This window comes from Ruegeria sp. AD2(2025) (assembly GCF_056542385.1).
Genome location: NZ_JBQFZS010000009.1, coordinates 89,900 through 101,648 on the forward strand (window position 1 = coordinate 89,900; position 11,749 = coordinate 101,648).

The 11,749-nt window shown below is 55.2% G+C and carries 10 protein-coding genes and 1 pseudogene; 4 read left to right on the forward strand and 7 right to left on the reverse strand.

The features are described 5' to 3' along the window. Positions 1-4 precede the first annotated feature (4 nt). From ACR1XV_RS16700 to ACR1XV_RS16715, 4 genes and pseudogenes are all read left to right on the forward strand, one after another. Entirely contained in the window at positions 5-1,492 is a 1,488-nt protein-coding gene (locus ACR1XV_RS16700; RefSeq protein ID WP_480533366.1) for a glycosyltransferase, read from the forward strand. Positions 1,493-1,555: 63 nt separating this feature from the next. After that, positions 1,556-2,899: an MATE family efflux transporter gene (locus tag ACR1XV_RS16705; protein WP_480533368.1), complete on the forward strand. Its 1,344-nt coding sequence runs from the start codon at positions 1,556-1,558 to the stop codon at positions 2,897-2,899. 574 nt (positions 2,900-3,473) lie between these two features. Beyond that, complete coding sequence (locus ACR1XV_RS16710) at positions 3,474-4,151, forward strand: hypothetical protein (RefSeq protein WP_480533370.1); 678 nt, start codon at positions 3,474-3,476, stop codon at positions 4,149-4,151. A gap of 81 nt (positions 4,152-4,232) precedes the next feature. Further along, a pseudogene (locus tag ACR1XV_RS16715) lies at positions 4,233-4,625 on the forward strand (IS6 family transposase); the annotation flags it as partial. Positions 4,626-4,777: 152 nt separating this feature from the next. On the opposite strand, the gene ACR1XV_RS16720 reads toward ACR1XV_RS16715, so the two are convergent. From ACR1XV_RS16720 to ACR1XV_RS16750, 7 genes are all read right to left on the reverse strand, one after another. Then, the gene (locus ACR1XV_RS16720) at positions 4,778-5,539 is read right to left on the reverse strand and encodes an IclR family transcriptional regulator (protein WP_480533372.1); all 762 of its coding nucleotides are present in this window, start codon (positions 5,537-5,539) and stop codon (positions 4,778-4,780) included. A gap of 138 nt (positions 5,540-5,677) precedes the next feature. Continuing rightward, complete coding sequence (locus tag ACR1XV_RS16725) at positions 5,678-6,961, reverse strand: TRAP transporter large permease (RefSeq protein WP_480533374.1); 1,284 nt, start codon at positions 6,959-6,961, stop codon at positions 5,678-5,680. Beyond that, positions 6,954-7,472 (reverse strand): TRAP transporter small permease, encoded by a 519-nt coding sequence (locus ACR1XV_RS16730; RefSeq protein ID WP_480533376.1) that lies wholly within the window; start codon positions 7,470-7,472, stop codon positions 6,954-6,956. Before ACR1XV_RS16730 ends, ACR1XV_RS16725 begins: the two co-directional genes overlap by 8 nt. A 70-nt stretch (positions 7,473-7,542) precedes the next feature. Next, on the reverse strand, positions 7,543-8,592 hold the full coding sequence (locus ACR1XV_RS16735; RefSeq protein ID WP_480533378.1) for a TRAP transporter substrate-binding protein: 1,050 nt from the start codon (positions 8,590-8,592) through the stop codon (positions 7,543-7,545). A 164-nt stretch (positions 8,593-8,756) separates the two neighbouring features. Further along, a complete protein-coding gene (locus ACR1XV_RS16740) occupies positions 8,757-10,172 on the reverse strand; it encodes an amidase (protein WP_480533380.1) in 1,416 nt (471 codons plus the stop codon). Then, positions 10,169-11,116, reverse strand: coding sequence for a hypothetical protein (locus ACR1XV_RS16745; protein ID WP_480533383.1), 948 nt, complete (start codon positions 11,114-11,116; stop codon positions 10,169-10,171). The genes ACR1XV_RS16740 and ACR1XV_RS16745 overlap by 4 nt, the downstream gene beginning before the upstream one ends. Further along, the gene (locus ACR1XV_RS16750) at positions 11,113-11,718 is read right to left on the reverse strand and encodes a glutathione S-transferase family protein (RefSeq protein WP_480533385.1); all 606 of its coding nucleotides are present in this window, start codon (positions 11,716-11,718) and stop codon (positions 11,113-11,115) included. The genes ACR1XV_RS16745 and ACR1XV_RS16750 overlap by 4 nt, the downstream gene beginning before the upstream one ends. Between the last annotated feature and the right edge of the window lie 31 nt (positions 11,719-11,749).

The following is an 11,749-nucleotide window of genomic DNA, read 5'->3' on the forward strand; positions in this document are numbered from 1 at the left end:
AAACATGGAATCTAATGTGCAAATTGTTCCGGGCACCGACAGCCTTTATTGTCAGTTTTTCAATCTTTCCTCTCTGCCGATCAATCTGAGGATCGACGGGCAGTCTCTGACCATTGAAAGCGGTGGCGAAGAAGTTTTTCCAGGTTCGCGGCAAAAAATTCAACTTGCCAATGCAAACAACGACCTACGTTGCGCACAATATCTGACGGGTGAGGTGAGCAGCGTCTTTGTCTACTCCGATTCCGATGAACCTGACGGGCACCCGTGGTTTCGGTCAAAGATGCGAGATTTCCACTGGTTGTCAGGCCTCTCCCCGCAGCGGTTGAGAGACTCTGGCGAAGCCGAAATTGACGAGGACATTGAAGGCGTTTTCTCGTCAAATCAGGCACTGAAACCATTTTTCTTACCGACCTTGCGCAATCAGATCGACCTGCTGCACCAGCATTGGGTCGGCGCACGGGAGCGGCTGGAGAAAGCAGAGGTCAGCGGGACCATTCCCCATATTTTCCATTTCGTCTGGATTTCCGCGGAGTTTGGAAAACCGGTGGCAAAACTGCGCAAGAGCCATCTTGCCCGGGCCAAGAGTTGGTTGCGGGAAAACGAAGATGCGTTCGAGTACTGGATCTGGACCGACGCAGAATCCGAGGACGCTCTCAATATTGAGGAACTTCGCGAATATGCGCGAGAACTTGGGATATCGGAACGCCTGAGAGTCATTCCGATGGATCAGCTCAGGATTGATGCAAAGCGTCATTTTCGCCCTGATCGATTCTTGAAGCTAAGCGACCGTACAGGATCCGAGGTCGGCGTTACCTATCAAGATATTCTGAATGTGATCCTCGAATTCGCGGAGTCCCCAAATGTGGGGATCAGATCGGATGTCCTGAAATTTACAATCCTGTATCTGTACGGTGGCGTCTATCTCGACATCAACGACACCGAGTGCATTAAGCCTTTTGCGTCCCTTATCCAGCCGTTTGACTTTGTCGCTTGTATGGAACCACAGGGGTACATCAATACCGCCATGGCCGGTGCGCGTCGTCATTCCGAAGTGCTCTTGTCTTATTTGTTGATGCTCTGGTGGCAACGGAAACAAATAGCTGGACTGAATAATCAGATCGACAACTATCGTCAGCGGCTTGCGTCCGAGGCATGTGATGAAAACGAAGCGCTGCGAATTCGCAACGCTATCGACAAGCTTGTTGTGCGGCGTACGGGACCGATCGCATTTACCAAAGCAATTTTGGGCTATCTGTCCGAGGATGCCGGAGCAGAGAAGGTGGCCGTTTTGCCGTCAGCGTATCTCTATCCGGGCTGGGGCCTAATGCGCTCTCATACCCGTGATGAATGGCTCAAACCCGTTTCATACGCCAATCACTACGACGAGAGAGCATATGTCGGTCACACGAACATATCTGTGGACGATGACATCCGTCGTGCGCTCGGGCAGTTACCAGGTAGCTCAAGCGTCCGTTCCAGCGGGTATCTGTAGGCGATACCACGACTCCTCCTAGATTCAGGAACTTTTCAGGCCCAGCAAATGACGGATACCCCAATGAACCGCCGAAGCGTCACTGCATCACTTATGTCAATTGCCCTTCCGCTTGTTGGAGGGCTGGCCGCGCAAACCGCGGTCCAGATTATTGATACCGTTATGCTGGGCCGGTACTCGGTGGATGCTCTCGCTGCTGCTGTTGTCGGAACCTCCATGCTGTTTCTGTTCTTCACAATTGGAAGCGGCATTGCATCGGCTGTGCTTGCGATCAGCAGCGGTGAAGGCGGTCATGAGCGCCCAACGACACTTGCCGCGGGGCTCATTCTCTCGGCGGGCTTTTCCATTATGGCCTGGTTTGTGCTGTACCACGCAGAACCGATATTGCTTTGGTTCGGCCAGCCCGCACAGATTGCAGCTGACGCCGAGAAGTACTTGCGTCTGGCGGGCGCCGGCTTGCTCCCCGCTGTTCTCACCATGACTTTGCGTAGCCATGCCACCGCGCTTGAGCGCACCCAAATTGTTTTTTGGGTCTCGGTCGCGGCTTTGCCGATTAATGCGTTTCTTAACTGGATCTTCATCTTCGGTCACTTGGGTGCACCAGAGATGGGAATCCGAGGAGCAGCCCTTGCTACGCTTGTGTCCCATGGTGTCAGCTTTATTGCGACATATGTGTGTATTCAGCGGATCGACCAGTTTGCTGTCAGCCAAACTCTTCACTCAGACTTTAGGGCCATAGCGCGGGTTTTCGATCTTAGTTGGCCAATTGCAATGTCTAATCTGGCCGAGTTGGGAATGTTCACGGCGATCACCCTTATTGTCGGTTCAATGGGGGTACTGCAGGTGGCCTCCCACGGGATCGTCGTTCAGATTACTTCTGCCGCATTCATCGTTCATCTTGCAGTTTCCCAGGCTGCCACGACGAAGTTGGGCCAGGCGCATTCGGTCCAGGACCTGGTGATGATGCGCCGGGTCGGTTACGCCTCGGCGGGACTGTCCTTTGGCGTGGTCGCGCTGACCACATGCGTCTTTGTGTTGTTTCCGCCAGCTCTGGTATCGCTTTTCATCAGAGCTGATGATCCAAAGTTTCCGGCCATACTTGGCTTGGCAAGCCTCGTGTTGATCGTAGCAGCGATTTCACAGTTGATGGATTCTATGCAGATTGTCGCAATGGGTCTTCTACGCGGAATGAGGGACACCAAAATTCCAATGATCATCACAGTGGTATGCTATTGGGGACTCGCTATCCCTCTGGCTTTCTTGCTTGGCAAGCTACAAAGGCTGGACGTTTTGGGAGTATGGATCGGTGTAGCGACCGGATTGTTGGCCGCAGCAGCGCTTTTGTGGACCCGCTTTCTTCTGGCTACAAAAGCTCGGGACCAGACCCGCGCTGATGCGGTCTGCTGATCTTGGACATGAGGTACCATCGATGCACCTCCGAAGCAGGCATTGGCTGCAACGCATCATTCTTGCAAAATGGGCTCACAGTCAGGTTTCGCGGCGCCATGTCGGAACGGCCAGTTCCGGTCTGGGTCAGAAATGCTTGACGCTTGGGTCGAAAATGCGTGACGCGGCGCCCTGATATGATTCAGAAAATCTACCGCCGAGAGTCGGGAACTTATGACGGTCCACAGAAAGAGGGTGGCCGACTTGTAGCGGTTCTTCCCGTAAGCGCGGCTGTTGCTGAAACACCAAAACACCTCGCTTTCTGCAGATGGGCCGAGAAAGCAAATGGTGGCCGTCTGTGGGGTCTATTCTCAGATCTTCCACCAGAGAGCTTTGCGGAGGCCGGAACACGGATCAACACGGTCATTCTGTCTTTGTGGAAGTGACCGTCAGGGCATCGCCGCAGCGGTGCCCCAAAGCTTCGCCGTTTTTTGCTAGTCCGGCGGGATCTGTTGCGAAGTTTTAACTGGAGACAGCGATAGCATTGTACCGGGGCTATGCTCGTTTGCGAAAATTGAGCAGGCTGACAGGGCGCTTGGGGCATATCTTTGTCGAAGCTTGTTTGGGGATGGCGTCTGATAGCTCCAAGCCCGTAGATGTATATCTAGATGCTGCCCATGATGTATGCCTGATTAATGCAGCACGAGAACGACAGGCTGGTCGCCCGCACAGTATACTCGGGTTTGAAATACAGCTTGCTTCGGTATGTCGTAAACGTGAACAACTATCTGCGGCCGAGATCATTTTGGACGCCGCATATTCTTCTATGTTGGGAAGTGGCGGGTCCATACGAACTTATCTCAGCCTGTTGGAGGAAGCGGGTCGAACTTTGATTTCCCTGGGACAGGTTGAGAAAGCTTACTATCTTTACCTAAAGCGACACGTGACAACCTGCCAACGGCTAGGTTTCAAGAATCGTGCCGAAAAAAGTACCCAGATTGCCTATCAGGCTTTGAAATCCGCAGCCGAGGGGTCGCATCCAAACGAGTCCAAATGGCAAGAACGCATCGGCGACGTCGTCGCATCTTCCTCGGTGCTCAGTTCGGAATTCGAGGTGGGGCCTGGTAGCGCCCCGTTTGATGCGCCATATTCCGGCTATTGGCATCCGTCGGCTGTATCTCGTTACCAGGAGATAGACTTAGGTTCTCCGCCACATGCCGAGCTTAGAAGTTTTGAGAAAGAATTTATTCTAAAGCACAGTGATCAGCCTTGATGGTTCTGTCGCAACCTCAGTCCCACCTGTCAGATCGAACGCAGTTGTGTTAACGCGGGCCCGATATGACAGGAGCAGGTCGTGACGATTTCATTTAAGGGTGCGCATTTTCCTAAAGACGTGATCTTGCACGCGGTTTTCTTCTACCTGCGCTACGGTGTTTCATACCGGGATCTGGAAGAAATCATGGCTGAACGTGGCGTTGATCTGGATCATGCAACGCTTAACCGTTGGGTCGGTCGATAAGCTGGCCTCATCGCTGAAACAGCACGGTATAGAAAGCGTCCCTCAGACCGTTCGTGGCGGATGGATGAAACGTATGTGAAAGTGAAAGGCGAGTGGCTTTATCTTTACCGAGCGATCGATAAACACGGCAAAACCCTGGATTTCATGCTATCCAAGCGCCGGAACAAAGCGGCTTCGACCAAGTTCTTCGCTCGTGCGCTTGAGGCGAACGGTTTACCGAAAGTTATTCACCCGCGGCATCTGGCGTCGTCAACAGCCAGAAGTTTGCAACAGATACCTCTTGTTCAATGTCTGAAGGTGGGACGCTGACTGGACATCAGACAGTTCGCCGAAGCCAGTCGTTGGAAGGTCGGACAGGAATCAGCGATCTGCCAATCGGATCAAAGCGCTTGCCATTGTTTCTGCGAACATCCAAGCGCGCGCGAAATGCGCTCCGCGTGTTCAATGAGCATTGGCGCGTATCCTCTAAGCCGCTCAATCGTTAGGCGGCTGGCCGGTGCAGACAGGCCAATTGCGGCGCATACCGCTCCGGTATTGTCGCAGATCGGTGCGGCGACGCCTATTACGTCAGTGCGCCACTCGCCGGCGTTCAGTGCAAAACGATCGCGACGGATCGCTGAGACTTCATCAGCAAAGCTACGCGGTTGAGCAATCGTTTTGTCGGTAAATTGTTCTGCTGAGTTTAGACATGATTTGACCTGCGCCTCCTCGGCGTAGGCCAACATCACCTTTCCCGTGGCCGTGCAATGGGCCGGTGCACGACCGCCGAGCTGAGTGTAGGCGCGCACTGGTTCTTGGCTTTCGATTTTTTCGACATAGAGTACCTCGCAACCGTGTAGCTCGGAAAGATGCACCGTTTCGCTTGTTGCCTCCGAGAGAGCTCGCATGGAGCCTCGCGCAAGATCACGGAGATTGAGTCTAGAAATAACCGCGTTTCCCAGTTCCCAGGTTTTGAGCGTTGCTTTGTAGTCGCTGCTGGGCGTTTGCTGGACATAGCCAAGTGTCTGCAAAGTTTGTAGCAGGCGGTGAACATTGCTTTTGCCAAGTTCCGATAGGTTGGAGATCTCGGTGACCCCCAAAGGGGTTTCGGACCGTGACAAAATTTCCAAGAGGCCGAATGCCTTGACGACGGCTTTGTCCATATGTCTGCCTCATCCATTGGTCTGTTTTGTAGTACATTTATGGCAAAGGAGCGGTTTGAGCAATCGGTGCTTACGCCTACAAGAAAGCATCTTGTTCACGAGGGTGCCTCGGCTCTGAACGGGTCGCGATGGCGATTATCACCTAAACCAAATCACCAGATCAGGAAGAAAAGCCAACCAGAAGCAGATCAGCACCAGCATCGAAAAAGCAGGGATCGCCCGGATAGCGATGGTCGTGAATGCAACTCCGCTAACCGCTGAGGCCGCAAAGAGGTTGATGCCAACCGGTGGCGTGATGAACCCCACGGACAGTGTACACACCACGAAGACGCCGAAATGAACTGGATCGAACCCAAGTTGCGCGCCAATTGGGTAGAGGATTGGCATGATCACCAGGATCGCTGCAATGGGTTCCAGCAGGCAGCCGACGATCAAAAGCAAGGCCACAATCAGTGCCACTGACAATGTGAAGCCCGTTCCCATCGTGGTAAAGGCTGACACCAGTTCATCCGGGATGCGCAGGACTGCCAGAACCTCGCCAAACAGGATCGAGAACGCAATGATAGGCGCGAGAATGCCCGTTGTGCGCGATGCGGCAAGAAAAATCGAAGGAATCTCACTGAACCGGATTTCTCGTACCAACACCAGTTCAACAATGAAAACATATGCGACGGCAACGGCGGCTGCTTCGGTCGGTGTGAAAAACCCGCCATAAATGCCACCTAAAATGACGGCCGGTGCACCGAAACCATAGCGCGCATTCCAGATCGCCCTGAGCAGTGCGCGACCGGAAAACGCAGTCCTTTCATTCGCACCCCAATTCCCAAACAGGCAAACAAAATAGTTCGCGACGCAAAGCCCGGCGGCGATCATCAGGCCCGGCAGAATCCCAGCGATGAACAGATCCCCGACCGAAGTGCCGGTTGCGATGCCGTAGACGATGAAAATCAGGCTGGGCGGCACGATGACGCCAAGTATCCCGCCGGATGCAGCAAGCGAGGCCGCATAGCCAGAATCATATCCGCGTTCGCGCAGCGCGGGCACCATGATCTTGCCGATGGTGGCCGTATCTGCCGAACTGGATCCGCTTGTTCCCGCAAAGAAAAAGCAGCCAAAGATTGTCGCCATGCCGAGCCCGCCGCGGAGCCAGCCCACCAGCGCTTCACCCAGGCCAACAAGGTCGCGCGCGATGCGCCCGCGCGAAATAGTCTCGCCTGCCAGAATGAACAGCGGCATAGCTAGAAGCGCCCAGCTGTCTAGACTGTCAAAGAGCGTGGTGCCGAGACTGGACAGCGAATAGGCGCCAGTCAGGAGCATAAGCGACAGTGAGCCGACCGCCAATACAATGAACAGGGGCAAACCAATCACGAGATGCACAAGCATCAGCAGGATGACGGCCCAGGCGATGTGAATGTCACTCATGTATGATTGCCTCTTTGTTCACCTCGCCTGCCTTTTGCCAGCGGCGATGTGCGCGTTGCGCAATTCGGATCAGCATCAGGCCCCAACCCAGCGGTAATGCGGCCTGTGCCCAAGACAGATTTAGCGGCAGGCTGTGCATACGGATGTTCGCCATGCGCTGAATCGACATCAACTCGACCGAATACCAGATTACGGCACAGGCGATTCCGACGCAGAGCAGATCGATGTAGCTCTCAAGGATCATCCGGGCACGTGGACCCAAACGCTGAGGGATAAGATCAATGCGAATATGTTCATCGTGCCGAAAGGCTTCAGCTGCCGCGAAATAGGCGAAATAGACAAAGGCATAGCGTGCCGTCATCTCGCCCCACGGGGTAGAATGCGACAGGAAGTAACGCAGACAGACCTCGGCCAGGATGATCAGAAAGAAATAGGCGTAAGCCAATACAACGATGGCGCTGATGGCCGGGCCATCGAGGAAACGGAGGAAGCGGGATAAAGTGTGTGTCATTGGATACCTGATGCAGGTGCCCGGCTGACAAACGGAGGACAGCCGGGCAATCTGCTTTCTGCGGCGGGACTCAGACCTGGCCCTGCAGGTCGAGAACGGTGTTCAGCGCGTCGCGCCCGAACGCCTCTTTCAGATCTTCATATTCTGGGCGCTGGTGACCCATCGTGTCGATCCAGAGTCTCTTCTCATCGGGCGAAAGCTGGATCACTTCGATCCCGCTATCGGTCCAGAGCTTGACCATATCCTGATTGGCCTGAAGTTGTTTTTCGCGCTGATAGGCATAGCTTTCCTCGCCAGCGCGCATGATCGCCTCTTGCACCTCTGGTTCAAGCCCGTCGAACCAGCGTTTCGAAAGCACCGTGATATGGCAGTTAAAGTTCAGCTCATACATCGTCGCACTGCTGAGCGTTTCGTGGATCTTGGTTGCGGTCAGCGGGCCAAGCCCGACGCTGAGTGCGTCGGCAGCGCCTTGTTGCATCGCCTGATAGGCCTCGGCCCAGGCGATGGATACGGGACTGGCTGACGTCAGCTTGAACATCACATCCTCCACCCGCGTTCCGTTGGTGCGGACTTTGAGGCCTGCCAGATCTTCGGGCGTGCGTACGGTCCGGCCCACCTTGTTCGAAATGCCCAGAACACGGAACCCGGCATTGGCCCACATGCCCGGTACAACCTGGAACCCGCTGGAGGCAGGGCGGGCGATGAAGTCAGACTGGCGGAACCCGTCTGTCTGGATCACATCCTCGAAGTTGTCGTTTGACGGGAACAGGAACGGGAAGTCGAGGATATTGTAGACCTCTGAGTAGGCCACAAAATTGCCGGTTGAAAGCTGACAGCCCTGGATCGCATTGGTCAGCACTTTTTGTGGCAGTACGTTTTGACCGCCCAAGCTGCCGGCATTGTGGATATCGACCTCTAGCGCCCCATCCGCATATTTCTCGGCGGCCTGTTTGAACTGCTGAAGTCCGGTGATCATGTAGGCTTCGGTCGCGGGGCCGAAGGTGTGACCGAAAGTCAGTTTGTGCTTGGTACCTGCAAGCGCCGGATTGGCAATGATCGGTGCTGCCAGACCCGCGGTAGCGGTCGTTTTAAGGAAATTGCGTCTGCTGTAGTTGGTCATTTTAGCTCCCCATCGGTGTGACACGGGCCGGTGTTGGTAACCCGACTGTGTCAAACGGCGTTGATTGATGGTCTGTATAACAGAACATTTTTCTATTTTATGGAAAACTAGTTTTAAAGCAAGCGTGCAACTGATTTTGAGTGATTGCAGCCTCTGGTGAGGCGTCAGACGCGCTGCTGAGTCCGCCCAAAACCGTATGTACTGATCGCACTGCTCAGTTTTTGAGCAACTGACAAAGCAAGGCTATCCTGGTGGCGGGGCGCGATGACTTGAATGCCAAAGGGGAGGCCATTGTGGTCAGTTCCACAGGGTATCGAAACGACCGGACAACCGGTCAGAGAAATCACCCAGGTCAGGGCATACCAAGCGGTATAGTTATTTAGTTTCAAACCATTGATAGTTTCTGGGTACGGCATATCAACCGGAAACGGGGATACACCGGTTGCAGGTGCAAGGACGACGTCGACCTCATTGAAAATTGCTTGAAAGCGGCGCAGTAGTTCCGAGTGCTCCGCTGTGGCGCGGGCAGCATCGGACAGCGTTATGCTGCCCGCTTCGGCAAGGTTGGCGCAGATATTGTCACCAAGTCTCGGGTCGGTTTCGACGCCATGCTCGTAAGCTGTGGCACATACATCCGTTACACGTATCACGCGAAATGCGTTTGGGGCTGCTGAAAGATCGGGCGTAACGGTCTGCTTTGCGGAAAAATGTTCTGCAAGAACAGTCAGCCGGTTATTAGCCAAGGCGCGAACCTCATCGTCGAGCGTTGCGATCCCGAAATCCGTCGACACTCCGACGCGGAGGTCATTCAGATCTACAGAATCTAGTGCGCTGGACGAAGGGAGCGAAGCGGATCTTGGATCACCGGGCTCGGCCCCTTCGATTGCCGACAGGCATAGGGCGGCATCCTCCACCGAACGCGCCATTGGCCCTTCGGTCCAGAGCGGGGAATTGCAAACTGCCAGAGCGGAACACGGCACGCGGCCGGGTGTCGGGCGCATGCCGACGACACCGCAGAACGAGGCGGGAATGCGCAGGCTCCCCCCAAAATCCGAACCGATCGCCAGCGGGGCCATGCCGCATGCCACGGCCACCGCCGACCCTCCTGAGGAACCACCGCATGTCAGCGTGGGGTCGTAGGGATTGCGGGTAGCGCCATAAACTTTGTTGAAAGTGTTGGCCCCAGCGCCAAATTCGGGCGTGTTGGTCTTGCCCAAAATGATAGCTCCCGCTTCGCGCAGACGCCGAACGATATCTCCGTCAGTATCAGGGACATTGGTTTGGAAACATAAAGAACCGTAACTTGTGGTCAGCCCCTTTGTTTCAATCAGGTCCTTCACAAGAACAGGTAGCCCGAACAGAGCGGGCAAGTTGGCCTGACCTGTGCGTGTCCGGCCCATTGCATCAGCGGTTGCGCGCGCGGCGTCATAATCGGTCGCGACGACTGCATTAACCTTCGGATTGACGGTTTCAATCCGCGCGATGCAACTTTCCAGCAAATCGCGCACGCTGAGACGACCGGCTTTGATTTCAACGCGTGCTTCAACTGCGCCCAGATCACATGGCGGTGTGTATATCATTTCGCTTCTCCCGGAGGTTCAGGCGGATTCTGCGAGTTTTCCACCAGCTGGTAGCGCAGAGGGATAACATAGGCAGTTCGCCGCACAGTCTCGGTTTCGAAACGCAGATACCGTTCCGAACCATAGGCCGTGCGCCCAGCTGGATCGTTCATGACGACTTCGGCGTGCCCTTGCAGTGTCAAAACATCGCCTGATGCGAAATCCGGGAAAAGCAGGCCACAGCGCGGGTCCTGTAGAATATTACCAAACGCGTTGAAGAAATTATTGCCGTCATAATCGGGTACAACCAAAGTGCGATCGCTTAGAACTTTCACAAAACCAGGCAGGCCGCCCCGGTGGTTGACATCCACCCCGGCGCGGGGGTCATCCGTCAAATCGGGCGCGCGCGAGGCGATGAACAACATGTCCGCGCTTGTTATCTGTGTAATATCTTTTGCTTGGAACGCCTTGGTCTCGGTGACCTGTCCAGCTTGCGCCGGGTTCATGGCGCATGCCTCGCGTATATGGATGTAGCGCGGACAGTTGCCAAAGCTTTGATCTACTTCGATCTGCAGCGTATGGCCGTCCACCTGACGGACTGTGCCGTTCATCCGGTTCCGCCGTTTGGTCTCCACCTCAATACCCAGCACGCTGATCTTGGCACCTTTGTGTAGCCGCAGGTCTGCAGGCTCGCCCGGCAACGAAGCCGACGTGATGTTTAGATGCCGAGGATCGGGTGAAGACATGAAGCCTGGTGTACCAGTGCGCAGAAAGGGCCAGATTCGCCCCTCGGCATCGACAGCGCTGAGTACGACAAAGCGAAGCTGGGCAAAGAAGTCGCGGTGTTGGTCGGGCATGTAGTCACGTACCACCCTCTGCCCGCGCGACTGCATCTTCTCTTCTATATCTAACTCACGGTGCAGTCGTTTTTCACCCTCATGCCAGATCGAGTGCGGGGTGCTCATTCTTTCAGCACCATCTCGACAAACCCTTCCAGGCCACGCACGCGCTCCATCCAGGCGGTGATATTGGGGTAGGGGCTCAAATCAAGCCCACCTTCATGCGCCACGGCGAGGTATGAGTAGTTGGCAATGTCGGCCAGTGTGGGGCTATCGCCCGCCAGCCATGCACGCCCCTGCAAGTAAGCCTCCATCATCCTGAACAGCTTTTCCGATTGTGCGACGGCCATGTCATAATCCAGATCAAGCCCGAACAGTTTGACCAAACGGGCGGAATTGGGCCCCCGGAACTGGGTGCCCGCCGCGATGGCCAGCCATTCGTCCATGCGCGCCTCGCCCTGAGCGTCCTGCGGAATCCAGCCTGCATCCGGCGCATATGTGTTGGCGAGATAGCGGATGATTGCGATGGAATCGTTCAGCACAAAATCTCCGTCCTTGATCGCGGGCACCTGTCCCAGTGGGTTGATCGCCAGATATTCGTCCCCCTGACGCTGGCCTTCCATTTCCATCACGGGCACGAGCGTCAGGTCGACCCCCATGAGGGAGGCGGCAAGGCGGACGCGATGGCAGTGGCCGGATGGGGGAACATCATAGAGCGTGACGGGCATGGGTTTTCCTTTTTGGGTCGGAGTCCCGGAC

Coding starts and splice junctions, on each gene's coding strand:
- ACR1XV_RS16700 (WP_480533366.1), top strand. CDS start 5: ATGGAATCTAATGTGCAAATTGTTCCGGGCACCGACAGCCTTTATTGT.
- ACR1XV_RS16735 (WP_480533378.1), bottom strand. CDS start 8,592: ATGACCAACTACAGCAGACGCAATTTCCTTAAAACGACCGCTACCGCG.
- ACR1XV_RS16750 (WP_480533385.1), bottom strand. CDS start 11,718: ATGCCCGTCACGCTCTATGATGTTCCCCCATCCGGCCACTGCCATCGC.
- ACR1XV_RS16725 (WP_480533374.1), bottom strand. CDS start 6,961: ATGAGTGACATTCACATCGCCTGGGCCGTCATCCTGCTGATGCTTGTG.
- ACR1XV_RS16745 (WP_480533383.1), bottom strand. CDS start 11,116: ATGAGCACCCCGCACTCGATCTGGCATGAGGGTGAAAAACGACTGCAC.
- ACR1XV_RS16740 (WP_480533380.1), bottom strand. CDS start 10,172: ATGATATACACACCGCCATGTGATCTGGGCGCAGTTGAAGCACGCGTT.
- ACR1XV_RS16720 (WP_480533372.1), bottom strand. CDS start 5,539: ATGGACAAAGCCGTCGTCAAGGCATTCGGCCTCTTGGAAATTTTGTCA.
- ACR1XV_RS16705 (WP_480533368.1), top strand. CDS start 1,556: ATGAACCGCCGAAGCGTCACTGCATCACTTATGTCAATTGCCCTTCCG.
- ACR1XV_RS16730 (WP_480533376.1), bottom strand. CDS start 7,472: ATGACACACACTTTATCCCGCTTCCTCCGTTTCCTCGATGGCCCGGCC.